At 52.4% G+C, this 23,074-nt stretch carries 21 protein-coding genes and 1 pseudogene; 16 read left to right on the forward strand and 6 right to left on the reverse strand.

Annotation, left to right across the window (positions count from 1 at the left end):
• The first annotated feature begins 6 nt into the window (after positions 1-6).
• The 7 genes and pseudogenes from GEOB_RS20145 to GEOB_RS12440 all read left to right on the forward strand — a co-directional run bounded on the left by GEOB_RS20145 (position 7) and on the right by GEOB_RS12440 (position 5,639).
• Positions 7-165 (forward strand): hypothetical protein, encoded by a 159-nt coding sequence (locus GEOB_RS20145; RefSeq protein WP_154650490.1) that lies wholly within the window; start codon positions 7-9, stop codon positions 163-165.
• A 4-nt stretch (positions 166-169) separates the two neighbouring features.
• Positions 170-790, forward strand: coding sequence for a LysE family translocator (locus GEOB_RS12415; protein WP_012647585.1), 621 nt, complete (start codon positions 170-172; stop codon positions 788-790).
• The gene (locus GEOB_RS12420) at positions 787-1,125 is read left to right on the forward strand and encodes an MGMT family protein (protein ID WP_012647586.1); all 339 of its coding nucleotides are present in this window, start codon (positions 787-789) and stop codon (positions 1,123-1,125) included. Before GEOB_RS12415 ends, GEOB_RS12420 begins: the two co-directional genes overlap by 4 nt.
• A gap of 84 nt (positions 1,126-1,209) precedes the next feature.
• The gene (locus GEOB_RS12425; RefSeq protein WP_012647587.1) at positions 1,210-2,388 is read left to right on the forward strand and encodes a MalY/PatB family protein; all 1,179 of its coding nucleotides are present in this window, start codon (positions 1,210-1,212) and stop codon (positions 2,386-2,388) included.
• Positions 2,389-2,548: 160 nt separating this feature from the next.
• A pseudogene (locus tag GEOB_RS20450) lies at positions 2,549-3,640 on the forward strand (cysteine desulfurase family protein); the annotation flags it as partial.
• A 39-nt stretch (positions 3,641-3,679) separates the two neighbouring features.
• Positions 3,680-4,747: a selenide, water dikinase SelD gene (gene selD, locus GEOB_RS20455; protein ID WP_268741662.1), complete on the forward strand. Its 1,068-nt coding sequence runs from the start codon at positions 3,680-3,682 to the stop codon at positions 4,745-4,747.
• 109 nt (positions 4,748-4,856) lie between these two features.
• Positions 4,857-5,639 (forward strand): class I SAM-dependent methyltransferase, encoded by a 783-nt coding sequence (locus GEOB_RS12440; protein ID WP_012647590.1) that lies wholly within the window; start codon positions 4,857-4,859, stop codon positions 5,637-5,639.
• Positions 5,640-5,678: 39 nt separating this feature from the next.
• Here the strand turns inward: GEOB_RS12440 and GEOB_RS19805 are convergent, their stop codons facing one another.
• The 3 genes from GEOB_RS19805 to GEOB_RS12450 all read right to left on the reverse strand — a co-directional run bounded on the left by GEOB_RS19805 (position 5,679) and on the right by GEOB_RS12450 (position 8,295).
• On the reverse strand, positions 5,679-5,804 hold the full coding sequence (locus GEOB_RS19805; protein WP_083767147.1) for a winged helix-turn-helix transcriptional regulator: 126 nt from the start codon (positions 5,802-5,804) through the stop codon (positions 5,679-5,681).
• Positions 5,805-6,277: 473 nt separating this feature from the next.
• The gene (locus GEOB_RS12445) at positions 6,278-7,189 is read right to left on the reverse strand and encodes a nitroreductase family protein (RefSeq protein WP_012647591.1); all 912 of its coding nucleotides are present in this window, start codon (positions 7,187-7,189) and stop codon (positions 6,278-6,280) included.
• A gap of 425 nt (positions 7,190-7,614) precedes the next feature.
• A complete protein-coding gene (locus tag GEOB_RS12450) occupies positions 7,615-8,295 on the reverse strand; it encodes a DUF2461 domain-containing protein (RefSeq protein WP_012647592.1) in 681 nt (226 codons plus the stop codon).
• A 659-nt stretch (positions 8,296-8,954) separates the two neighbouring features.
• On the opposite strand from GEOB_RS12450, the gene corA reads away from it, so the two are divergent.
• The 4 genes from corA to GEOB_RS12465 all read left to right on the forward strand — a co-directional run bounded on the left by corA (position 8,955) and on the right by GEOB_RS12465 (position 11,874).
• A complete protein-coding gene (corA, locus tag GEOB_RS12455) occupies positions 8,955-10,016 on the forward strand; it encodes a magnesium/cobalt transporter CorA (protein ID WP_012647593.1) in 1,062 nt (353 codons plus the stop codon).
• 283 nt (positions 10,017-10,299) lie between these two features.
• Positions 10,300-10,623 (forward strand): hypothetical protein, encoded by a 324-nt coding sequence (locus tag GEOB_RS20155; protein WP_154650492.1) that lies wholly within the window; start codon positions 10,300-10,302, stop codon positions 10,621-10,623.
• A complete protein-coding gene (locus tag GEOB_RS12460; protein WP_049764369.1) occupies positions 10,574-11,140 on the forward strand; it encodes a TIGR03118 family protein in 567 nt (188 codons plus the stop codon). The genes GEOB_RS20155 and GEOB_RS12460 overlap by 50 nt, the downstream gene beginning before the upstream one ends.
• A 362-nt stretch (positions 11,141-11,502) precedes the next feature.
• The gene (locus tag GEOB_RS12465; protein WP_012647594.1) at positions 11,503-11,874 is read left to right on the forward strand and encodes a PilZ domain-containing protein; all 372 of its coding nucleotides are present in this window, start codon (positions 11,503-11,505) and stop codon (positions 11,872-11,874) included.
• 56 nt (positions 11,875-11,930) lie between these two features.
• Here GEOB_RS12465 and ppc read toward each other — a convergent pair whose 3' ends face one another.
• Both ppc and adhP read right to left on the reverse strand, forming a co-directional pair.
• Positions 11,931-14,726: a phosphoenolpyruvate carboxylase gene (gene ppc / locus GEOB_RS12470; protein WP_012647595.1), complete on the reverse strand. Its 2,796-nt coding sequence runs from the start codon at positions 14,724-14,726 to the stop codon at positions 11,931-11,933.
• Positions 14,727-14,808: 82 nt separating this feature from the next.
• Positions 14,809-15,834, reverse strand: coding sequence for an alcohol dehydrogenase AdhP (gene adhP, locus GEOB_RS12475; RefSeq protein WP_012647596.1), 1,026 nt, complete (start codon positions 15,832-15,834; stop codon positions 14,809-14,811).
• Positions 15,835-16,179: 345 nt separating this feature from the next.
• Between adhP and GEOB_RS12480 the strand changes: the two genes are divergently transcribed.
• The 4 genes from GEOB_RS12480 (at position 16,180) to GEOB_RS12495 (ending at position 21,909) form a co-directional block, all read left to right on the forward strand.
• Entirely contained in the window at positions 16,180-17,433 is a 1,254-nt protein-coding gene (locus tag GEOB_RS12480) for a hypothetical protein (protein ID WP_012647597.1), read from the forward strand.
• 128 nt (positions 17,434-17,561) lie between these two features.
• On the forward strand, positions 17,562-17,894 hold the full coding sequence (locus GEOB_RS12485; protein ID WP_012647598.1) for a helix-turn-helix domain-containing protein: 333 nt from the start codon (positions 17,562-17,564) through the stop codon (positions 17,892-17,894).
• A 416-nt stretch (positions 17,895-18,310) separates the two neighbouring features.
• Positions 18,311-20,332 carry an ATP-binding protein gene (locus GEOB_RS12490; protein WP_012647599.1) on the forward strand — a complete coding sequence of 674 codons (2,022 nt, stop codon included), beginning with the start codon at positions 18,311-18,313 and terminating at the stop codon, positions 20,330-20,332.
• Between the two features lie 614 nt (positions 20,333-20,946).
• Entirely contained in the window at positions 20,947-21,909 is a 963-nt protein-coding gene (locus GEOB_RS12495; RefSeq protein WP_012647600.1) for an HD-GYP domain-containing protein, read from the forward strand.
• Positions 21,910-22,037: 128 nt separating this feature from the next.
• Here the strand turns inward: GEOB_RS12495 and GEOB_RS12500 are convergent, their stop codons facing one another.
• On the reverse strand, positions 22,038-22,508 hold the full coding sequence (locus tag GEOB_RS12500) for a cupin domain-containing protein (protein ID WP_012647601.1): 471 nt from the start codon (positions 22,506-22,508) through the stop codon (positions 22,038-22,040).
• Positions 22,509-22,657: 149 nt separating this feature from the next.
• Here GEOB_RS12500 and GEOB_RS12505 point away from each other — a divergent pair, with 149 nt between their 5' ends.
• Positions 22,658-22,903, forward strand: a complete 246-nt coding sequence (locus GEOB_RS12505) for an AbrB/MazE/SpoVT family DNA-binding domain-containing protein (protein WP_012647602.1) — start codon at positions 22,658-22,660, stop codon at positions 22,901-22,903.
• The last annotated feature ends 171 nt before the right edge of the window (positions 22,904-23,074 follow it).

Consider the following 23,074-nt stretch of genomic DNA (forward strand, 5'->3'; position numbering starts at 1 on the left):
TCTGAAATGTATGGCACCTTTTTGTGCTATGGTTTGGACTCGAAGGAGAGACCGAAACCAGACCCCGACGGCATCCTGAAACTTGCTGTTCTATGGGATTCACCGCCTGAAGGTCTGGTCATGGTCGGGGATTACCAGTTGGCTGAAGAGTTCCAGGGGGACTGAAAAGATGTTCGAAATTCACAACTATATCGGCTTTATCACAGCCATTCTCCTCTTTCAGCTGGTTCCCGGCCCCGGAACTGTGGCTATCCTCAATGCAACAGCACGCAGTGGCAGGCTTGCCGGTATGGGAGCGGTTCTTGGTACATTAGCCGGCGATCTGGTTTATATGGTGGCTGCGGTTTCTGGATTGGCGGCCTTATTGACGGCCAGTCCTGTGCTCTTCTCGGTGGTACGCCTGGCAGGTATTGCGTATCTATGCCGCTTTGGCTGGACACTTCTACGTTCCGCCACAACCAGCAATGTTCAGGAGACCTGTTCCGTGCCCAGTGTGCGGCGCTCCTTTCATCAGGCCTTTGTCGTCGGACTCACCAATCCAAAGGTAATCATCTTCTTCATGTCTTTCTTCCCTCTCTTCATGACCTCCTCAACAAGCTCTGTTACCTTGGTGATCATGATGGCCCATGTCAGTCTGCTCTGCCTGGTCTATCAGACGCTGCTTGTTTTTGTCGGCGACCAGCTGGCAAAGCGCCTTACGGGTATGGAGAAGGTTCGCCGTTGTACCACACGCCTGGCAGGGGCGGCTTTGATTGTCTTCGGTATCAAATTGGCCCTGGAGTCTGATTGAAAAGCCCCAACAACTATAGCCATATTTACAGCATTGTGGCCTGTATCCCCAACGGGCGCGTGGCAACCTACGGACAGATTGCACGGCTGGCAGGGATACCGGGAGGCGCGAGGCTTGTGGGATACGCATTGAGTGTCCTTGCTGACAGGTCAATTCCGTGGCACCGTGTCGTCAATGCCAGGGGGGAAATCAGCCCACGCTCAGGCAGTGTTACTGCAGGTGACGTTCAGAGGCTTCGTCTTGAGGAGGAAGGGGTGCAGTTCGACAGGCAAGGTCGAATCGTACTTTCCCGGTATCAGTGGCGGCAACAACACGGAGCCAGACAAATTGCTTGATAGAAGCCTTCTTAACATCATTCAACCTCTCTCCGCAGGGTTCACTTCGTGGAGAACGTAACCTTGAAGCACAAAAGGACAAGCATGAGTACACAACACTTTGATTTCGATAGGGTCATCGACCGCCGCAATACAGGCAGCGAGAAATGGGACAAGTATGCAGGGCGGGACATCATTCCCCTCTGGGTTGCGGATATGGATTTCCGCTCGCCGCCGGCGGTGATCGAGGCACTGCACGAGCGGGTCGAGCATGGTATTTTCGGCTATACCCATCCCCCGGCAGAATTGGTTGAGGCCGTACAGGCATCGCTACTGGCCGACTACGACTGGGCGGTGGAGGCAGAATGGATCGTCTGGCTGCCGGGGCTGGTCTGCGGGCTCAATGTGCTCAGTCTTGCCGTTGGCGAACCAGGTGACCAGGTAATTACCTTCATACCGGTTTATCCGCCATTCATGTCTGCTCCCGGGCTCACCGGACGGACACTGGTCAAGGTTCCCCTCAAGCTGGAAGATGATCGCTGGCAGATGGATCTGCCTGGCCTGGAATTGGCCATAACTTCGCGTACCAGATTATTGCTCCTCTGTTCGCCACACAACCCGGTGGGACGTTCCTGGTCCAGGGAAGAACTGGCGGCAATTGCCCAGGTGGCTGAACGTCACAATCTCATCATCGGTTCCGATGACATCCACGCCGGACTGGTGCTGGATGAGGACAAACGGCATATCCCCATCGCCACCCTGTCTCCGGAAACGGCACGGCGCACCATTACCCTGCTGGCACCGAGCAAAACGTACAACATTCCAGGCCTCGGTTGTTCCTTTGCCGTCATCTCCGATCCGGGTTTGCGCCGCGCCTTCCGCAGCGCCAAGGGCCGCATTGTCCCCCATGTGAATACCCTGGGCTATACAGCGGCGTTGGCCGCCTATCGCCATGGGGAAGAATGGCGCCGGCAGTTGCTGGATTACCTGCGAGGAAACCGGGATCTGCTTACGGCGGAGATAAATTCCATGCCCGGCCTTACCATGGCCCATGTGGAAGCCACCTACCTTGCCTGGATCGATGCACGGGGGGCTGGCATAGAGGACCCGGCCGTGTTCTTTGAAGAGGCGGGGGTAGGGCTCTCCGATGGCGCCGATTTTGGCTCCCCCGGTTTTGTCAGGCTCAATTTCGGCTGCAGCAGGACTCTGCTGCTGGAGGCTCTGGGCCGGATGCGTCAGGCCTTGTCGCAAGAAGTGCCATTAAGGAGTAAAATCGAGAGGTGAAATAAAAAGTGGCCATCGCTGCCGACTGCCTCTACTTCTCCTGTTGATTGATAAATACGATCAAAATTTAAATTACTATTGATATTATCAATATAGTGCTTGCAAGATGGAAGTGTAGCTGCTATAAAACTATTAAATCGATAGATTAACGGAGCGCTCAATGGAACCCATTTATCTTGATTACAACGCCACCACCCCAGTGGACCCATTGGTGGTCGAGGAACTGCTCCCATACCTTCGTGAGGGGTTCGGCAACCCCTCCAGCAGCCACCCCTATGGCAAAAAGGCGAAGGAGGGGGTCGAGACGGCCAGGAAACGAGTTGCCGGGCTTCTGGACTGCGATCCCGCTGAAATTGTCTTCACCAGCGGCGGCACCGAGGCCAACAATCAGGCATTGATCGGCACCGCCATGGCCAACCGGGAAAAGGGCAATCACATCATCACCACTGCCATCGAACATCCGGCAGTTCTCAATCCCTTACACTGGCTGGAAGGGCAGGGTTTCGCCGTTACCTATCTGCCGGTGGACGGTTACGGCCAGGTTGATCCGCAAATGATACGCCAGGCCATCACCGACAAGACCATCCTCATCAGCGTCATGCACGCCAACAATGAAGTGGGCACCATTCAGCCCCTGGCGGAAATAGGCGCCATTGCCCGGGAACATGGCATTCTTTTCCACACGGATGCGGCCCAGTCGGTGGGAAAGATACCCACCAGGGTGGACGAGCTGCGGGTGGATCTCCTTTCCATTGCCGGTCACAAGCTCTACGCGCCGAAAGGAATCGGGGCGCTGTATGTGAGGCGGGGGGTGAAGATCGATTCCTATCTTCATGGAGCCGGGCATGAAGGTGGTCGCCGCGCCGGTACCGAAAATGTTCCGTACATGGCTGCCCTGGGCAAAGCTGCGGAACTGGCTGCCGAGCACCTGGCAACCGAGAGCGAACATGTCCTTTCCTTGCGTGAGCGGTTCCATGACCGGCTCAAAGAGCTGGTGGGCGATGTACTTCTCAACGGGCACCCCACCTCCCGCCTTCCCAATACCCTCAATGTAAGCTTTGCCGGGGTCAACGGCGCCGATCTTCTGGCCCGTACCCCCGAGATTGCCGCTTCCACCGGTTCCGCCTGCCATGACGGCAGCTGCGAACTGTCCGGGGTGCTCAAGGCCATGGGCCTTTCGCCGGAACAGGGATTCGGCGCTGTCCGCTTCAGTCTGGGACGTCTCACTACTGTCGAAGAACTGGACCGGGCGGCGGAGATAGTTGCCGCGAGGGTAAAGGAACTGCGGGGCATTCGCGGCGGAGTCTCCCACAACCATGTCCAGACCGGCCTTTCAGCCCTTGCCTCCTGCGCCGGCTGAGCGGCCAAACTCAGTCCCCAGGACCTGGCTCACGTGCTGAGTCAGCTACCCAGCAGCACCGATCCCAATGTGCTTATCGGCACCAAAACCGCCGATGATGCCGCCGTTTATCGGCTGAGCGACACCCTGGCCATTGTTGAAACGGTCGATTACTTTACGCCGGTGGTGGACGATCCCTACACCTTCGGCCAGATCACTGCCGCCAACTCCCTGTCCGACATCTACGCCATGGGGGCAACGCCGCTCTTTGCCCTCAATATCGCCGGTTTTCCGTCTGATACGCTGCCTTTGGATGTACTGGCGAAGATCCTTAAAGGGGGGGCGGACAAAGCAGCTGAGGCCGGCATCAGCATCATCGGTGGCCACACCATCAAGGATGCGGAGCCAAAGTACGGTATGGCGGTTACCGGCGTGATCCACCCGGACAAGGTCATCAGCAATGCCGGCGCCAGACCGGGGGATCGCCTGATCCTCACCAAACCCCTCGGCATCGGCATCATTACCACCGCCATGAAACAGGGCAAGGTTTCGGAGAAAACGATCAGAGCGGCGACAGAGGTAATGGCCACCCTCAACAAGGGGGCGGCAGAGGCTATGGCAACTGTTGATGCCCATGCCTGCACCGATGTTACCGGCTTCGGCTTCCTTGGGCATCTTTCGGAAATGGTACGGGGAAGCGGCGTTGGCGCCGTGATCAACCTGGCACAAGTGCCGGTGCTGGAGGAGACCTGGTCCCTGGTGCGGCAGGGACTTGTACCAGGGGGTAGCAGACGTAATCTGGAATTTCTTCGGGAGCGGCTGTTGCCGGGAGCGGGGGTAAGTGAAGAAGCCCTGCTGGTGCTGGCCGATGCCCAGACTTCGGGCGGGTTGCTCATCGCCGTAGCCGCTGCCGATGCCGAGCGGCTGAAGGAAGAGCTGGCAAGGCGTAATGTGCCGGTGGTGGCGGAAATCGGTGAGATAACTGATGACCCGGACAGCCGGATCAGGATCGAAGACTGAAATACTCTGGTTAGCCACGAATGACGCGAATTTACACGAATTTTTTTGAACCAGATCTATTTGCTGCGAGATTCGTGGCTAAAGGCTCTTGCCAGATGAAGGGTTGGCTATGGATTATGAATTGATAAAAGCTTCCGTTCAACAACAGTTCAACCGGGTGGCCCATCATTATCTGAATGACAGCCCCATGGCCGAGGCCGGGCTGCTTGACCTGATCATCCAGGCTGCAGAGCCGCGTTCGGATAATCTTTCCCTTGATATTGCCTGTGGTGCCGGCTTGCTCGCCTGCCGGTTCGCCCCCTTGGTTTCAAAGGCGACCGGTGTCGATCTGAGCCGGTCAATGCTGGCCGAGGCGGAAAAGGAGGCCCAGCGCCAGGGCCTTGCCAACACCGCCTTCGATCAGGCCGACAGCGAATCTTTGCCCTTTCTCGATAATACGTTCCACATTGTTACCTGCAAGCTGGCCCTGCACTATTTTCCCAACCCCCATCGTGCCATCCATGAAATGAAGCGGGTTGCGAGACCAGGCGGACGCATCATCCTTGTTGACCGGGTTGCCGCCGAAGACCCCGAGGCACGGGAATATCACAACCGCATCGAAAAGCTGCGGACCCCAAGCAAGGTGAAGGTCTATGCCCCATCGGAGATTCAATCGCTCCTCGAAGGGGAGGGGCTGGCGGTGCGAGCCGTCCGCCAGTACGAGCAGTATCAGGATGTGGACCAATGGCTGGAGACGACCGGGGCACCCCCAGTCAATCAAAAGCTGGCCCGGGATCTGATCGGGCAATCCATCGAAGGCGACGCTGCAGGCCTGAAGCTTTTCCGGCAAAGCGGCCGCCTGATGATGACCCACAGCACCGCTGTTTTCATCGCCGAGCGGTCCAGCCCATAGGGCCGCGCGACTGGAACTCCCCTGGTCTTCTGCGGCACATCACTTGGCCGCATACTCCATTCCCCAATCGCACATCAGCTCCAGAATGGGGTAGATGCTCCGCCCCTTTTCCGTCAGCGAGTACTCCACCTTTGGGGGCACCTCGCGGATAGACCACCGATGCACGTTCGGCTACAGCTGCGCAATGTCAATTATGTTCAGTTCTTTCTGAAGCTACTCTATTTGCGATTCTTCAAGTCTCTCGTGTTGCTATGGAGAAAAAGCGTTGCCCTTTAATGGATGAGGGAGTAATTAATAAGAACTTAATTGATGTAGAGGTTGTGATGATGGTCGAATCAAAATGACAAAGCCGCTTCCATGAGACCAGGGAGCGGCTTTTTTCTGTTCAGGAGGAACGATGGCGGCAAATCTCAAGGAGTAATAGGGGACGTTGTTTGTTTGTCGATTTGTACTTACTAACTAGCTGAAATTATGTCTATGAAGTCAACTGCATCTCGATGCGAAAAATATGTTAGCAAACCAGCAAACAACGTCCCCGTCCCCTTTCCCTGCCTATCGGTTCTCATAGGGCGGTGTCCAACGGTGTGGTTGGGACGCTTTTCAAAATGTTCTACTTTCAAGGCTTATACCATCAGCTTCTACTGGTAATTAACCGACAGGAAACGCCGTCTGATTGCCTTTTGATGCGGATGATCATGATAGCCCAAAATCAGGACCAACGCCGGAGTATGATCCTCGGGGATGTGATATTTCTTTTTCAGCGTCTTGCTGCGAGCCAAAATTGGCGCAGAACAGCCGATGATGCATGTGCCTAGACCGGCGCTCTCAGCTGCCAGCATGGCGTAGGTACAGGCGATGACAGCATCGGCGCTGTCGCTATACGGCGACACATGGAATAAAAGTGCCGCCGGCGCGTTGTAAAGCACGTAATCCTTTCCCATACGCTCTCCATCGACGATCACTTTGCCGAGTGGCAGAATAAAACCGTCGAAACGGTCAAAGGTCACTCTCTTCAGGAATATTCGGCACAGCCCGCGAACAAAGGGATTACCCATCACCTTGAGCATACCTGCATAACCATTTGCAGTATCTCGGGAAAGTTCAGCCACCTTGGAGTGCCCCAGGATAGCGGTTATCCCGACTTCGGAAGGCGGTATCCCCATAGGAGCACTTGCCGCCGCCAATATAATACTGTCGAGCATCTCCCGCGACACCTCTTCGTCGGTAAAATTGCGGTTGCTGCGCCGCGCAAGCATTAATGCGGTCAACTGTTTCCTGTTGGCTCGCTGTTCGGGCGGCGGCAGTTCTACAATATCTTCAGGAGTAATATTTCGTCCTGTTACAGCAATACTGCCGTTCGGGCAGACCATCATGCACTGGCCACATGCAATGCAGCCGAAGTGTATGTTGTTATCGATCTTTATGTTCTCGTCTTTCAATTGCAGCACTCCAACCGGGCAGATAGCTGCGCACTTGCCACAATGCAGGCAGCGTTCAGTTTCGACAACCGGAGTACCAGGTGCTGTTCCGAAACTGGATATGATTCCCATGGTGAATTCCTTAACGTGTAATAGCGCAGCGGCGGAGCGAAGCGGTTATTGTTTTGTCGTTAACGTCGTGAAGGTCGCACCAGCGCGTCAGCGCCTGTGTGCGGCTCTTCTACCGTATTGACCATTTCCCCGAGATGGTCATCTACGGCTTTCTCCGACAGAAGGTGCATCCAATCGTGCACCAATCCGAAAATGTCAGCCATCGTCTCTGCCACAATCACTACACCAAAAATGTGTGCAACTCAATTGGAAAATTAAAACCAGAGCGGTATGGGGTGAGAGGCAAGAGGTGGGAATAAAAATGGCCGGGCATTGCTGCCCAGCCATGAAAAGCGTGGATTGAAATGGAGGTTGTCACCGGCCCGGATTTTCTCCCAGCGCCGCCAGGTACCCCTTGACCTTACTCTGACACTTATACTTACTCTTTATGCTGCCACTCTGCACAAAAAGTCATAGAAAGGAGCAATTGTCTTGAAGCCAAGTATTAATTCTGAAATCAGCTCTTTTTCTATGCTGTTGCCTTCTATTTGCTTATTGCTGACGAGATAAATATTTTTTCTGTTGTACCAATCCTGTAGCTTTTCAGGTAGGTCTGTTTTAAAAGGGCGCTTGTATACTTCGCCTTCAATAGTGAAAACACCTTGCTTTGAGAAAAACTCTGTTGCGGAAAGGAATTTTGCAGGATTTACATCAAGATCTTTTCTGAACCTGTCCATGGTCACACGGCTGGCGCTGTAAAAGCCCATTCCATAACGATATGAATATGGTGATATTTCGAAGAAATACGCAGGGTAATCCTGCCAGCTAATTCCCGGACGCTTGAAGGTAATCCAGTGGCTTGTTTTGTATGGGGATTTGTCTTTTGAGAATCTGGTATCTCGGTAGATTCTCGATATGGTTCTGTTTATTACGGGTGTTACTTCAAAATCTGGATCAATGCTCAGCATCAACGGGCCTAATCCGGCTGCCAATGCTTGCAATGGTTGTAGAACATGATCATGGTAATCCGGTTTATGAAGTAAGAACCACTCTTTGTGGTTGTTATTGGGAAGGTTTCTTAAGAAATGAAATGTGGCCGGAGAAAACCCGTTGAATTTTTCTGTCATTTTACATTCCTTGTAATGTCTATGCGTTGCAAGTGGGCGGCGGGTATGGAGAGAATTGAGGCCTCTCTGCCTTCTCGCCGTTCTCTTTCTGTTGGAGTTATTGCCACCATATCCCTGTGAAAAAAATTAGAAAGATTTGTCGCGTCGCCTTTTGTCCAGTGTGCATGAGAAGCATCTCCGTGCCACAGCCAACTTCGACACAGGTGTTGGCCCGCCAGGAACATGGGCTGACCGGCCTCAAGGTGATTTCATTAACTTATACCATCACTACACCAAAAATATGGTCAACTCAATGGGAAAATTAGAATGCAACTGAGTGGGCGGCAACAAGCGGACGGGGATTACTGCTGCGGGGCTATTGCTTCAGTTCAATGGCTTCCATCTCCGGACAACACAGGATGAGCTCTATCGCTTTACTGTGGCCAAGGCTGCTGGTAAGGCTGGTGCCAAGGAAGCGGAAGACTGGTTACGCTCTGGCGCTCATTTTCGAAATATCTGCTCTTGTCCTTGAAATGCCCCGCCTAATTATCTGATGATAAAGGGTGCACATCAGGGTATAATTCCGCCATGAAGAATTTCGCTGTCTGTAATGTTGGGACACTCTGATAGAAATGGGGTAGGCTGGGGGAGCAGGCAACTTTTTTCTCCAACGACAGGTTATGGCAAAACACATCAAGAGATCCATCAAGAGCGGCCTCCCTCCGGGCACCCTCGTCCACATCGGCGCGAAGAGCGACCGGGAAATCAGGATCACCGTCATGGATTACCATGCCGGCGGTTGTGAGGAGAAGGAGATCAAGGCGCTCAAGGAATGCGTCTACTACTCCGATACCTCTATTGTCAGCTGGATCGATGTGGAGGGGCTCCATGAAGTGGAGATCGTCCGCCAGGTGGGGGATTGCCAGGGACTCCATCCGCTGGTCCTGGAGGATATCCTCAACACCAATCAGCGGCCCAAGGTGGAGGACTACGGTGACTATCTCTACATCGTCCTGAAAATGCTGCACAATGGGGACGGAACGGGCATAGTCGCCGAGCAGGTGAGCCTCGTGCTCGGCAGCAATTTCGTCATTTCTTTCCAGGAGGGGATGAAAGGGGATGTGTTCAACCCCATCAGGGAGCGTCTCCGCAGCGGCAAGGGCAAAATCAGGGAAATGGGAGCGGATTATCTTGCTTATGCCCTGATGGATGCCGTTGTCGATAATTACTTTGTTGTATTGGAGCGGGTAGGTGAGCGGATCGAGGAGCTGGAGGACGCCGTGATGGCTGACCCGCGCCCTGAGACGGTGCGGGAGATCCACCAGTTGAAGCGTGAAGTGATTCTGCTGCGCAAGGCGGTCTGGCCCCTCCGCGAGGTGATCAGCGCCCTGGAGCGCCGGGAATCGAAGCTGATCAGCGAGAAGGTGGTCGTCTATCTGCGAGACCTTTACGATCACACCATTCAGGTGATCGACAACATCGAAGCCAGCCGCGACATGCTGGCGGGCATGCTCGATGTCTATCTCTCCAGCATCAGCAACCGCATGAATGAGGTCATGAAGTTCCTGACCATCATCGGTACTATCTTCATTCCCCTGACCTTCATCGCCGGGGTCTACGGCATGAACTTCCAGAACATGCCGGAACTGCACTGGCAGTGGGGCTACTTCGCCTGCCTGTTCCTGATGGCCCTGGTCGCGGTGTTTTTGCTTATCTATTTCAAGCGAAAGCGATGGTTGTAGGTTACCTTCTTGCTAGCAGATGCTAGGATAGGGGGAAGCCCGCTTCTTGATGGCTCACATTGATTTGACGCGGCTAATAATTGCGGTAAAGTAGTTACTGAATTCTGTTTCACTGATGTAATCCATAAATCCTTCTTAGGAGGGGGCAGAGAGATACGGTCCAACTATGATGGCCGAGCTGCTGAAGGATAAGTTCCTTTCGGTTGCTCGGCTTTTTTGTTTTCTATCATAGTAACCTTACAGCAAAGGAACCTCCTTTTTTGGGGTTGGTTTCTTCGTTGAAGTGTCATTCACCCAACCGTTTCCCCTTAACTCGCCCCTGATCGTGACGATTCCCCCACCAAAGGGTGCGTCTGGACCCGCCACACCTACCGGGATAGTTTTCAACGGTACCAAGGATTTTGAAGTCGTCCCAGACAAACCGGCCACCTTCATCTTTGTTACCGAAGATGGGACAATCTCGGCCTGGAACCAGTCGGCGAACCAGAAAAATGCCATCCTCAAGGTGGATAACTCCAGTTCGGCAGTCTACAAGGGAGCAGCCACCGCCTTGAACGATGGCGAGCTTTTTCAATTTCAAGGGTGGAAGCATAGACGTCTTCGATAGCAACTTCAAGCCGGTGACGCTGGCCACGGACGCTTTCACCGACAACAAGATTCCTGCCGGATTTGCCCCCTTCAACGTCATGAACATCAGCGGCAGGCTGTTCGTCACCTATGCCAAGCGGGATGCAGACAAGCACGATGATGTTGCCGGAGCGGGAAATGGCTTTGTCGACATCTTCGACCCCAACGGCACCTTGCTCCAGCGCCTGGAGACCGGCAAATGGTTGAATTCTCCCTGGGGCGTCGCCCTTGCCCCGGCGGATTTCGGGAAATTCAGCAACAGACTCTTGATAGGGAACTTCGGGAGTGGCCAAATCGCCGCTTACAACGCTGAAACGGGAAAATTCCTCGACCTTCTGCAGACAAGCGATGGCAAGGCACTGGCCATCGAGGGGCTCTGGGGGCTGGAATTCGGCAATGGCAAGGCTGCCGGGCCAATAAATACCCTCTTTTTCGCAGCCGGCTTCAACGGTGAAAAAGACGGTCTCTTCGGCACAATCACCCCGACCAGCAAGTAACAAGAGATAGCAACCGATGTATGGCCACAACGGCTCGAAGATTCAGCCGTTGTGGCCCCATCAGTCGGCCCCCTTCAGGGCATAAACTCTTTGTTAGCCCATTTCCATCAGCTTCAGCGCCACACTGGCGCTGGTACCCTCGTCCGGTCAGGCGCAGTACAGGATCAGCGTCTTTTACTGATAGTTCTTCGCCCAGAAATAGGGAAGTTTCCTGCATTTGCTCCTACCACGCCAGAAATTGTGGGCTCGCAAGTTGCACTCTTCTCGTTGGCCTAAACACCGGCCTAACCTGCGATAGTTGCATTTAGCAGGGATTCTGCTTGTTCTTTCACTTAAACCGGCTAGCATTAAGGAAACGACTAATGACAAATATCGTCAATGATCATGAACAAAGGGGCAAAACCAGGTATACGGTTCGAGTTGCAATCTTTCGAGGGCCTGATGAAAAACGGCTTTTACAAGACTATTCTATAAATATGAGTATCGGAGGATTATATATTGAAACCTCCGATCTTCTCCCCGTTGATACGATACTCCATGTGGAATTCAAGTTACCCGGCAAAGAATATCCAGTTGCGTGTAGAGCCAAGGTTGCTTGGACAAATGGGCCTGATTCACCTAAAAAAGCAGCTTTGCCAACTGGAATGGGTATTCAGTTTCTCACCCTGACAATAGAGGATATGCATACCATTCGCGACTTCCTCACGCATTATGATTGCGTTCCGACATGGTAAAAACCAGGTAGCCCCAGGGGTACATGAGTCGGCGGAGGTGTATGGCTCCGACGGCGCTACCCCGTATTCCGCAGTCCGGCAGAGATACCGCTGATGGTGGCGGCAAGGACGTAGTTCAGCTCCTCGCTCTCTTCCCCCGCCCTTTTCCGCCGTAGTAGTTCGATCTGGATCAGGCTGAGAGGATCCACATAAGGATTCCGCAGTCGAATGGAGCGCGCCAGGGGGGCGTTGTTCTCCAGCAGGTGCGACTGCCCGGTAATGGCCAGCAGCATGCGCCGGGTACGCTGATACTCTTCCACCACCAGATCGAATACCCGTTGGCGTAGCTCCATATCGGTCACCAGAGTCGAGTAGCAGCGAGCCAGGGGCAGATCGACCTTGGTCAGGGCAAGTTCCACGTTTCTGAGCAGATCGATAAAGAAAGGAAACCGGCCCATCATGGCCTGCAGTTGCCCCATCGCTCCAGGTTGTCGGGCCGCAAAGCGCTCCAGGGCATACCCGACACCAAACCAGCCCGGGATCACATGACGGCTTTGCATCCAACCGAAGCCCCAGGGAATGGCCCGCAGGTCTGACAGATCACGGGTTACTCCCCGGCGCGCCGGACGTGATCCGATTTTCGCCAGTTCAAACTCCAGTACCGGTGTCGCCTGTTCGAAATAAGGGAAAATATCGGGATTCTCGGCAATATGCTTGCGATAGAAGGCAAAGGCATCGGACGAAAGCGTTTCCATGGTCTGCGCCCATTTCGGGCTTGCCTGTTCCTCCTGCATCCCGGTGAGCGCCAGTGCCTCCAGGGATGCGGCGACCATTACCTCCAGGTTCCGTTGTGCCAGAGAGGCATCCGAATACTTCCAGTTGATGACTTCGCCCTGTTCGGTAATCTTCAGCGACCCGGTAAAGGCGCCGGCCGGCTGAGCCACAATGGCCCGGTGGGTGGGCCCTCCCCCTCTGCCGACCGTCCCCCCCCGGCCATGAAAAAGCACCAGTCGCACCCCGCACTCGGCGGCCACCCGGTGCAACTCCCGATGCGTCTTATGGATCTCCCAGGCGCTGGTTAGCATGCCGCCATCCTTGTTGGAGTCGGAATAGCCAAGCATCACTTCCTGTCGGCGTCCCCACGAATCGAGATACGGTTTATAGTCGTCCGAGCTCCAGAGAATGCGACAGATGTGCGGAGCCTGGCGCAGGTCCTCGATGGATTCGAACAGCGGCACCGGCATCAGCCCCGGATCGCCACTGTTATCGGCCGCCACGCGCACCCCGCAAAGCTCCAGCAGCCACACCAGCGCAAGGCTGTCCTGGACGCAGCTGGCGCCGCTGATCACGTAACGCTGGATAGCCTGCGGGGGATAGCTTCGCTTCAGACCGGCGATGGCCCGCAAGGTGTCGAGGAGTTCAGTGGTGGCGGCCGAAGGTGCTGGCGGCAGTGCGGCTGACGTAACTGTGCCTGTCGTGGCGCCGGCAGCCAGTTCCTTTACTGCTGTGGCGTGAACCTTGGCATGTTGGCGGATATCCAGGCTGTGTAAATGAAAACCAAAAGTATCGATGCGTCGCAGCAGCGGATCCACCAGGGAACGGGCCAAGCGTTCCCCGCCACCGGCTGCCAGGCTTGCCCTGATCAGGTGCAGATCGGTGCTGAATTCAACGGCAGCGACATAGGCATCGGCATGCTCCGGCTCCCGCAGTGTACGGCGCAGCCGATACAGGATACAGTCTGCGAACCTCCGGTATTGTTCGCACTCCGGGATGGCGCTTTTCTGTAATTCGGCAAAGTTCAGGGTGGCGTGATAGTTTGTGACTGCCGCCGCCAGCTGCGGGGAGACGGGCACCCGGCAGGTGGAAGAAGTGAGCAGTCGGCGAAGCTCCTCCAGAGTGGTAGTGTACTCACCCAAAATGGCTTCGCGACCCTTTTGCAGAGCGGCACGGGTGGAATCGGCGGTTACATATGGATTACCGTCCCGGTCGCCGCCGATCCAGGAACCAAAGTGGACCACTGTCGGCAATTCACTCTGGGAGATGCTAAGGCCGTAGATTTCCTGGATGGCCGCCGCCATGTCCTCGTACAGAGCAGGAAGAGGTGTGATCAGCGAGTCGGGATAATGGTCCAACCCCATCTTGATCTCGTCCAGAACCGTTGGTTTGCGTCGTCGCACCTCGTCGGTCTGCCAGAGGGCGGATACTTCGGCCAGCATGGCATTCTGCCCCTGCAGGGCCTTAGCATAAGTCAAAGGGAGGGTATCGAGCGCCTCCAGGTCCTGGGCGATGCGGCGGCGCTTGAAATGGACCACACGCCGCGCCACATCGGTGGGATGTGCGGTAAAAACCGGCACCACATCCACCATGCGAAGCCATTGCAGCGCCTGCTCGACGCTGATGCCGCTCTGCCGCATTCGGAGCAGGGTGCCGCGCAGCGAGCCCGGTTTATCCGGCGCTGTGCTTATCAGTCGGGACGCACGCTGCCGTCGTTTGCGGTGATTGGTTTCCGCCAGGTTGGTCAACTCGAAATAGGTGGAAAAGGCCTTGACGATCTGGTAGGCCTCGGCAACAGTCATCCTGCCGATGATGCTTTCCGCCTTTTCCTGCAGTTCCCGCTCGCCGGGTAAGTCGAGACAAGCCGTTGCCTGATTGTCATGCAGCTGACGATGCTGAATCGCCAAGTGGCGCAGTTCTTCCTCGGCAATAAAAGCTTGTTCTCCGGCCTGCTCCCGGATCACCATTCCAAGCAGCATTCCGAGAGAGCGGACATCCCGCCGCAGGGGGATTTCCTTCAGATCTCCCTCCCGGCTGATCAGCTCTGCCAATCGGGCAGCCTGATCCTCAACTTGCCAAAACAATTCCATTACCGCCATAACGTGCTCCCTTGTTCCTGGCGACCGGCAGAAAACGATCTGTCCATAGGTTAGAGGCTATTCTACTTCTGCGGTGGCACCGTCAAAGCTTCAGGACAACGCGCCCACTCACCTGGCCGCGCTTCAGCCGGTCAAACACCTCATTGACAGCTTCCAGTGCCTGTGTCTCGATGACGGCTTTGACTTTGCCTTCGGCGGCAAACTGCAAGCATTCCTGCAGATCTTTACGTGTCCCCACGATCGAGCCGCGAACGGTAATCCCTTTCAGCACGATGTCGAAGATCGGCATGGGAAACTCCCCCGGAGGGAGACCGACCAGCGTGCATGTACCGCCACGCCGCAGCATGTCCAGTGACTGCCGGAAGATCCTGGGTGAAACTGCGGTGACCAGGACACCATGTGCCCCGCCGACCTGCTTCTGAATCATTGTGGCAGCATCCGTCTTTTCCGCATTGACTATCAGTTCAGCGCCGAGGCTCCTTGCCAGCTCCAGCTTCTCCTCGGAAATATCGACAGCCGCCACATGCAGTCCCATTGCTTTTGCATACTGGACCGCCATGTGTCCCAATCCGCCGATACCGACTATGGCCACCCAATCACCGGCCTTGGTGTCGGTCTGCTTGAGCCCCTTGTATGTGGTCACGCCGGCACACAGGATCGGGGCAGCTTCTGTGAAATCCAGACCGTCGGGTATGCGTGCCACATAGGCTGCGGGTGCCAACACGTATTCCGCATAGGCGCCATCGACCGAGTAACCGGTGTTGTCTTGCTGCTGACAGAGTGTTTCCCAGCCCGTCAGGCAGTAATCACAATGTCCGCAGGCGCTGTGCAACCAGGCAACGCCAACGCGGTCTCCCTCTTTCAGAACCGTTACCCCCGGTCCTACGGCGGCAACATACCCGGCGCCTTCATGACCCGGAATAAACGGCAATTTGGGCTTCACGGGCCAATCCCCATCGGCGGCATGGAGGTCGGTGTGACATACCCCACTGGCCATAACCCTCACCAGGACCTGTCCCAGTCCGGGCCGGGGAACCGATACGTTTTGAATGCTCAAGCGCTTCCCGAATTCATGGACAACGGCAGCCTTCATGGTTTCAGGTAACATTGCTCTCTCCTCCGATAGTTGGCTCGGCTGGACAAGCTTGTAAACGGTACATCCGCCGCTGGTTTATTCAATTATAGCCGGTAATGGATTTCTATCCAGAGAAGCGGAGGGGGCGCTGCAGGAGCAGTCAGTGGTGGCGCGGTTGGAATCTGGTCATCCCCTGCCAAGTCTCCAGTAGGACCCAGCATGCTTTCGGGTTCCCGGTCATCCCGAAAACTGTTGACCTTCTAAGGAGTGGGGAGTATTTAATAAGGACTTAATGATGTAGGGGTGTGATGATGGTTGCATGAGATGAAAAGCCGTTTCCATTGATAAGGAAGCGGCTTTTCACTTTCGGGAGGGATGATGGCGGCAAATCTCAAGGAACTGGTCCAGCGCTACAAGGCGGACCCGGAGTCGGTCTATAACACCTGGTTTATCGATAACGAGGCACGGATGAAGGCGTTTCGGTCCATCCGGCGCGGCGTGACGGAGGTGATTGAGGCTATTAAAGCCGGAACATTCGGCAATGATTTCAAAGGCTCACCATTGGAGTTCGTCCTCACCTGCATCACCGAGCAAAAGCAGGTCTTCGAGGGGGCCGCGCACCCGTTCTATTGGAAACCAAAACTGCGCATTCCCGACATCTACGAGAACGAGGAGAACAAGGCCGCCTTCGGCCGCTTCCTGGAAAGCTGCCTGTCCTGCTCCACTGCCGATCGCATCATCCGCGAAATCCTCACCCTCGACGACTGCCGCATCAAGGGACTCGGCCCCGCCGTCGCCAACATCCTCTACTTTCTCCATCCGACCCACATGCCCCCCTTTAACACAGCCATGCTTAATGGCTTTAATACCCTCTTTGCCGACAAGAAACCCCTCGGCTCCTGGACTGCCTATCTGGAGATGCGCGAGGCGATTATTCACGCCAATGAAGAACTGCAGCCTGCGCTCTCGAAGGACCTGGGGGCGATCTCCGGGTTGCTCTTTGATGTGGGGGTAGGCAAGATCGCCTTGGCAGGTAATTTCCAGACGGCGCTGGAGTTTGACCGGGCAAAGCTTGAGAAGGCGCTAAAGAAGCGACATGACGATGTGCGCAAGGCCCAGGAAGAGGAAAATTCCCATCTGGAGATGCAGTTTACCCTGACACGAATGGGGCGTGACCTTGGTTATGACGTGTGGGTGGCCGCCAACGACCGGACCCGCAGCTTGGCAGGCATTAGCCTGCAGTCGCTGACCCTGCCGGAGCTGCCGCTGCTGGAGATGGCGTCCGAGACCCTCAAGACGGTATCCCTGATCGACGTCATCTGGATAAACCGACTGAGCCGCCAGATCGAGTGTGCCTTCGAGATCGAGAAGAGCACTTCCATTTACTCAGGAATGCTGCGGCTGCTCGATCTGGCCTCGTCCTTGGGGGACCGGAAGTACGACTTCTTCCTCGTCGCGCCGGATAACCGGGAAAAGGAGATCCTTGCCCAACTGCAACGGCCTGCCTTTCGTAATCTCGGGAGTGTGGCGTTCCGGTATCTGCTCTTTTCTGATGTTTCCTGTAACTGTGAGGCGATGGGAAGGTTTGGGGATGATTGGCGGGTTTTGTTGAAGGTGGCGCGGGGGGAATAACCGGAGTTGTATTTATAGCAAAAAAGCTATAAGATTGAGGTGCCGATGAAATGGTACGTTGAATTTTTGAATGGTGAAGTCGAGAGCGAGTTTCTCTCTCTTCCGAAGGACATGCAGGCGCGGTGAACATGGGAAGAAAATTGAATCAAGTCAAGCAGGAGCTGATGGCGGATGAGGAATTCAGACGGGAATACGATGCGCTGGAGGAGGAATTCTCAGTTGCTGCGCAGTTAATAGAAGCCCGGACGAAGGCAAACCTGACGCAGGAACAGGTGGCCCGGCGGATGGGGACGACGCAGTCAGTGGTGGCGCGGTTGGAATCGGGTCATCCATTGCCGAGTCTTCGGACGCTGCGCAAGTATGCATCTGCGGTAGGGAGCAGGGTGGAGATACGGTTGGTGGGGAAGCAGGTGAATGCCGTACATGAGTCGGCGGAGGGATACGGCGCCGACGGCAACTGAAACCGATGGTTTAACTGTAAGAAGGGTTTAGCTTCGAGAATGGCAGAAAGGTAACCTGACACCGTTGTTTTCCCCTTGACTTTACTTATCATGGATGTCCCCAGAATTCTGATGTCCCCGGAATTCTCTTTGGGATGGGCAACTTCTTGCTATTAGCCGGTTTAAATGTTGACACAGGAACGGGAAGGGCGTACTAAATCAACTATTATTAAGTTGTTTTGTTTATTCCCGGAGGATGGGATGGAATCCATTTTGGGTTATGTCGATTGGGAAGAACGCTTAAGTAAACTTCGGGCTGATGAACGTGCTTTTTGTTGATAGGAACAATTAATCCCTACCATGTCCCCCTCGGAATATTGAACAGTGGCCGTCGGAGAAATCTGACAGCAGAAGATACAGCCTATTTCGGAGCCCTTATGAAAAACCTAGATGTTCTTATCACGACCCCCGGAATCAAAAAAACATTAAAGGGAATGACTGTCGAGAAGGCTATAGCTGAGTATATATGGAATGGATTTGATGCTAGTGCAACTAGTATTGAATTAGAATACCACACTAATGAGTTCGGTGCGGTTACTGAGATATCAGTAAAAGACAATGGCTATGGTGTTCAGTATGAAAATCTTGATAATAAGTTTGGCGTATTTATGTTCTCTGAAAAAGAAGCCCTCCACACAGGCAAACGCTTTTTATCAGGCATAAGAGGTAAAAGAGGCGTTGGTCGTCTGTCATTTTTTCACTTCTCACGGCACGCTAAATGGGAAACAACTTACCAAACAAAAACAGGAAAGTTGCACTTCGATATAAATGTCACTTCAGATAATTTGGTAAAGTACGCTGCATCACCAATTGAACCAACTAATGATGGCATAGGAACTAAAGTTGTTTTGCAGGAGGTAAGTGACGTATACGATACTTCGTTTAAAGAGGAAATAATACCTTATCTGTGTAAAGAATTTTGTTGGTATTTGAAGTTAAACAAACAATATTCAATAAAGGTCAATGGTGTGGAAATAGATTATTCTAAGTTAATAGCTGAAGAAGATAGTGCTTCTTTCATATTTGACGAATCAAAAACATTGTTTTCTATAGATTACGTCCGTTGGTCAGAAAAACCAAATGATGAATACTCTCGTTATTATTGTAAATCTTTGAATGAAGAGGAAAAGCTCACCAATCCAACAACATTAAACAATAAGGGCGATGAATTTCATCACAGTGTATATATTACGAGCAGCTTCTTCGAAAAGTTTGCACCTGTAAGAACAGATGGTGAGGATCAAGTTAGTTTTGAGTTCAGCAACAATATGAGCAGTCCAGAATTTAGATATATCATGTCCGAAGTATCAGACTTTTTGAGAAAAAAACGAAAACCCTTTCTCAAAAAATATACTGATAAACTCATTGCTGATTATGAACAAGAAGGTGTTCTACCCAAGCTAAAAAATGCGAATGATTGGGAAGTAGTGAAGCATAAAGTTCTCGAAGACACCATCCGAGAATTGTATCAGGTCCAACCAAGGATATTTACTAGACAGAATGTGATTCAAAAAAAGGTCTTTGTCAGGTTTCTGGAACTATTAATGGATAGCCATGAATTTGAAAGGGTCTTTGATATTATAAAGGAGGTTGTAGAGCTTGAACCAACTGAACGAAAGCAACTTGCAGAGATATTAAAGACCTCAAGATTGTCTTCTGTAATACGAACGATTGAGCTTATTCACAACCGATATAAAGCAGTGTCGGGGTTAAAAAAATTAGTATTTGACGAAGATCTTAAAGCTAAAGAGGTCCCACATATACAAATTTTTATGGAAAATAATTATTGGTTAATCGGAGAACAGTACAATATTATCACTGCTGCTGAACCGACATTTGAGGAAGCGCTTAGAAGATATAACTATCTTCTTACAAAGGAAGATAAAAAAATTAAGATCAATCACCCAAACAAGAATTGTCAAATGGACCTTTTCCTTATCAGGCAAGATTACGACGGCGACATTATAAAGAATGTTGTCTTGGAGCTTAAGCACCCAAATGTAAGACTAGGTAAAAAACAACTCGATCAGATTGACAAATATTTTGAGGTCATATTAAAACAACCTGAATTTAATGCAAGTAACATGACTTGGGAATTTCATTTGATCGGGAATAGATTGGATGCAAGTGAATACATAGAGAGACAATATAAAAATGCGTCACTTCATGGAGAAAGATGCTTAGTTTATAAAGATGATAGATATAAGATATACGTAAAAACTTGGAGTGAAATATTCAACACTTTTGAACTTAGGCACAAATTCCTGAATGACAGACTGGAAATAGCACGAGATACGGTAGCGCGAGATACAATAGGTAAAAATGCAGATGACATAGTAAAAACTGCAAGCATGAACCTTGTACCGATGGAGTCTAGTGTCTTTATTGCTACTGCCTAAAATCTTACGAATAAGTAGGGGTCGCGTCTCAACTTCTGACGTTGTCAAGAGTTGAGACGCGACCCCTTTGTGTTTGGGGAGTAATAGGGGACGTTGTTTGTTTGTCGATTTGTACTTACTAACTAGCTGAAATTATGTCTATGAAGTCAACTGCATCTCGATGCGAAAAATATGTTAGCAAACCAGCAAACAACGTCCCTGTCCCCTTTCCGTCCCCGTCCCCTTTCCCGTCCCCGTCCCCTTTCCGTTGTCTGTGTGAATCTATCAATTTTTTGGATTTATTACGCTTCTCCTCCCGTTCTTACCAGCTCCATTACGGTTATCGTTATGATCACCGTGCATAAAGGAGCACATACATCCTCCCAACAAAGCAAGCGCTGCAATCGATAGCAAAATCATTTTCTTCATGCATTAACCTCAAGCACGTTGGCTAACAGGACACTGTGTTTACCTGCCTGTGCCCCTTCAATTTTATCTCACCCTATCAGCAACGTTGCCTTGGAAAATGGTGCAAAATCAGTAATCTTGTATACTTTGGCTATTCGAGACGTTGGTAAGTCAACAGGATCAAAGTTATTGTACTACCTTCTATATTGGACTGCAAAGGGGCAACCATGCCAATAAAGGGTCAGGTGCAAACCAGCGCGATAATAAAACTAATTATCCTGTCAGTGATCGTTTTGGTGGTCACGCTTCTCCATTTCATGACTCCCACAGAGCCTCATATCTATCATCAACTGCACATAATTTTCAGAAAACTTTATTTCCTACCTCCAGTGATGGCCGGTGCCTGGTTTGGCTTGCGCGGTGCGTTGATTACTACGCTCAGCATTAGCATCCTCTTCTCTCTTCATGCTTTTCTTGATTGGCCAGGCAATTACATGGAGCAGGCAAATCAACTGGGTGAACTGGCGGGCTTCTGGGTGGTCGGATTGGTGCCGGGATATCTCTTTGATCGCCAGAAAAAGCTGTTGATTGACGTTGCCAATGCCAACGAAGAAACCTTGATCGCCTTGGTATCTGCCCTTGATCTGAGGGAACATAATACTCAAATGCATTCCCGGCGAGTGCGGGAATATGCGCTGCTCATTGCCAGGCAGTTAGGGATTGATGAACGAAGATCTGTCAATATCGGCTTCGGGGCTCTTCTTCATGATGTGGGAAAGATTGCCGTCCCAGACCATATTCTTCTTAAACAGGGAAGGCTTACGGAAGACGAATGGAAAGAGATGCGCAAGCACCCAGAAGCTGGCTATGGCATCATAAAGAAAATCAACTTTTTAAAGGAAGCGGCCGAAATTGCCTATACACACCATGAACGATTCGATGGGCAAGGGTATCCGCGTGGGCTGCGGGGAGAAGAGATACCATACGGCGCTCGTATCTTTATGGTGGCTGATGTCTTTGACGCCCTTAGTTCCACCCGGTCTTACCATACAGCTTCTACCTACGAAGAATGCACAAAAATGATCAAGGAGGAGAGTGGCAAACATTTTGATTCGAAAGTAGTGGGCGCCTTTCTCCTGATCGATCGGAAGCAAATAGAAGCAATCCAGACCGAATACGCCGATGGTTGATTTGTGCGGAAGAAATAAGGGACATGATACGCATAACGAAAGAAGAGGCGCTCAGGCGCCTCTTCTTGTTCGGACGAAATTCTGGGAGGGGAGGCCATACCGATAATGAAACCAAATCCCCTTAGCCCTCACTCTTTAGGCGCTTTCAAGACCTTCAAGCTCCACGGCCCCGTGGTTGCAATCTGCAGAATCGTTTCCTCGTCTACCCAGGCGTTGTGGACCAGTCCTGCGGGGAGAGAAAAATAACCGCCGGCTGGCAAAACGGTGGGACTTTTCTGCTCATCACCCATGGCCAGATTGATGCTCCCGGAAATCACGGTTACCCTTTCCACATTATCATGAATATGGGTAGGTATTTTAGTTCCTGCAGGAAGCATGAGCCGCATGACGAAGAATCCCTTTTTCTTGGGATTTCCTTCCAATACCGCCACTTTGGATGTGGGCAGCGAGGGTGGGCCGTTTTTCCACTGGAGCTGATTCGGTGCCAGGATGATCTTGTCGGTCGCCGACCCCTTTTTCTTTTCCGCCGTCAATCCAGCCGTCACCCAGCTAAGCGAAACCAGCACAAGGAGTACAACCGATAGCCATTTGCTTTTCATGAGCGTTCCTCCTGTAATGAGCGTTCCTGCCTAAGATAACTGTAATATCCATTTCCAAAGCGTCAAATGTTCAAGCGTCTCAAACTCCTTTGCCCCTCATCCTCTCACTCGTTATAATCCTGTTATAACAAGAACCAAAGGAGCATCGTATGCGCCGAAAGATTTGCGCCATAGGCAACAGCCGAGGGGTGTCGCTTCCCAACGAGGCCCTGGAAAAGCTGAAACTGGCGGTGGGATCGGAAGTGGATGTGCAGGTGGATGAGGAACATGGACGGATCGTGATTGAACCGGTCAAAGCGGCGTCTTATGCGGAAGGGGGGGATGAAGCCTTTGCCTCTCAGGTCAATGATTTCATCGAGCAGTACAAACCGGCGTTGAAAAAGCTCGCCGAATGATGAAATACCTGACGCCTCAACAGATACTCTTCATCCATTACCGTCTTACCAGACCCTTGATGAGCTGATCGAGAGCTTTACCCGCAACACCATCCCTAAATGATAATGCAGGAACGACATACCGCTTAAATCTCTTTTTCTTCCCGAACAAATGACACTTTCGCCTTGACA

The organism is Geotalea daltonii FRC-32 (assembly GCF_000022265.1).
GTDB lineage: Bacteria > Desulfobacterota > Desulfuromonadia > Geobacterales > Geobacteraceae > Geotalea > Geotalea daltonii.

What these genes read in the sequence shown, in the direction of transcription:
- GEOB_RS12490 (WP_012647599.1), top strand. Translation starts at nt 18,311, where the DNA reads ATGAAAAACCTAGATGTTCTTATCACGACCCCCGGAATCAAAAAAACA.
- GEOB_RS12450 (WP_012647592.1), bottom strand. Translation starts at nt 8,295, where the DNA reads ATGACAGAAAAATTCAACGGGTTTTCTCCGGCCACATTTCATTTCTTA.
- adhP (WP_012647596.1), bottom strand. Translation starts at nt 15,834, where the DNA reads ATGTTACCTGAAACCATGAAGGCTGCCGTTGTCCATGAATTCGGGAAG.
- GEOB_RS12505 (WP_012647602.1), top strand. Translation starts at nt 22,658, where the DNA reads ATGCGCCGAAAGATTTGCGCCATAGGCAACAGCCGAGGGGTGTCGCTT.
- GEOB_RS12415 (WP_012647585.1), top strand. Translation starts at nt 170, where the DNA reads ATGTTCGAAATTCACAACTATATCGGCTTTATCACAGCCATTCTCCTC.
- GEOB_RS12500 (WP_012647601.1), bottom strand. Translation starts at nt 22,508, where the DNA reads ATGAAAAGCAAATGGCTATCGGTTGTACTCCTTGTGCTGGTTTCGCTT.
- GEOB_RS12445 (WP_012647591.1), bottom strand. Translation starts at nt 7,189, where the DNA reads ATGGGAATCATATCCAGTTTCGGAACAGCACCTGGTACTCCGGTTGTC.
- GEOB_RS12440 (WP_012647590.1), top strand. Translation starts at nt 4,857, where the DNA reads ATGGATTATGAATTGATAAAAGCTTCCGTTCAACAACAGTTCAACCGG.
- GEOB_RS12465 (WP_012647594.1), top strand. Translation starts at nt 11,503, where the DNA reads ATGACAAATATCGTCAATGATCATGAACAAAGGGGCAAAACCAGGTAT.
- ppc (WP_012647595.1), bottom strand. Translation starts at nt 14,726, where the DNA reads ATGGCGGTAATGGAATTGTTTTGGCAAGTTGAGGATCAGGCTGCCCGA.
- GEOB_RS12460 (WP_049764369.1), top strand. Translation starts at nt 10,574, where the DNA reads ATGGCGAGCTTTTTCAATTTCAAGGGTGGAAGCATAGACGTCTTCGAT.
- GEOB_RS12485 (WP_012647598.1), top strand. Translation starts at nt 17,562, where the DNA reads ATGGGAAGAAAATTGAATCAAGTCAAGCAGGAGCTGATGGCGGATGAG.
- GEOB_RS12495 (WP_012647600.1), top strand. Translation starts at nt 20,947, where the DNA reads ATGCCAATAAAGGGTCAGGTGCAAACCAGCGCGATAATAAAACTAATT.
- GEOB_RS20145 (WP_154650490.1), top strand. Translation starts at nt 7, where the DNA reads ATGTATGGCACCTTTTTGTGCTATGGTTTGGACTCGAAGGAGAGACCG.
- GEOB_RS12480 (WP_012647597.1), top strand. Translation starts at nt 16,180, where the DNA reads ATGGCGGCAAATCTCAAGGAACTGGTCCAGCGCTACAAGGCGGACCCG.
- GEOB_RS12425 (WP_012647587.1), top strand. Translation starts at nt 1,210, where the DNA reads ATGAGTACACAACACTTTGATTTCGATAGGGTCATCGACCGCCGCAAT.
- corA (WP_012647593.1), top strand. Translation starts at nt 8,955, where the DNA reads ATGGCAAAACACATCAAGAGATCCATCAAGAGCGGCCTCCCTCCGGGC.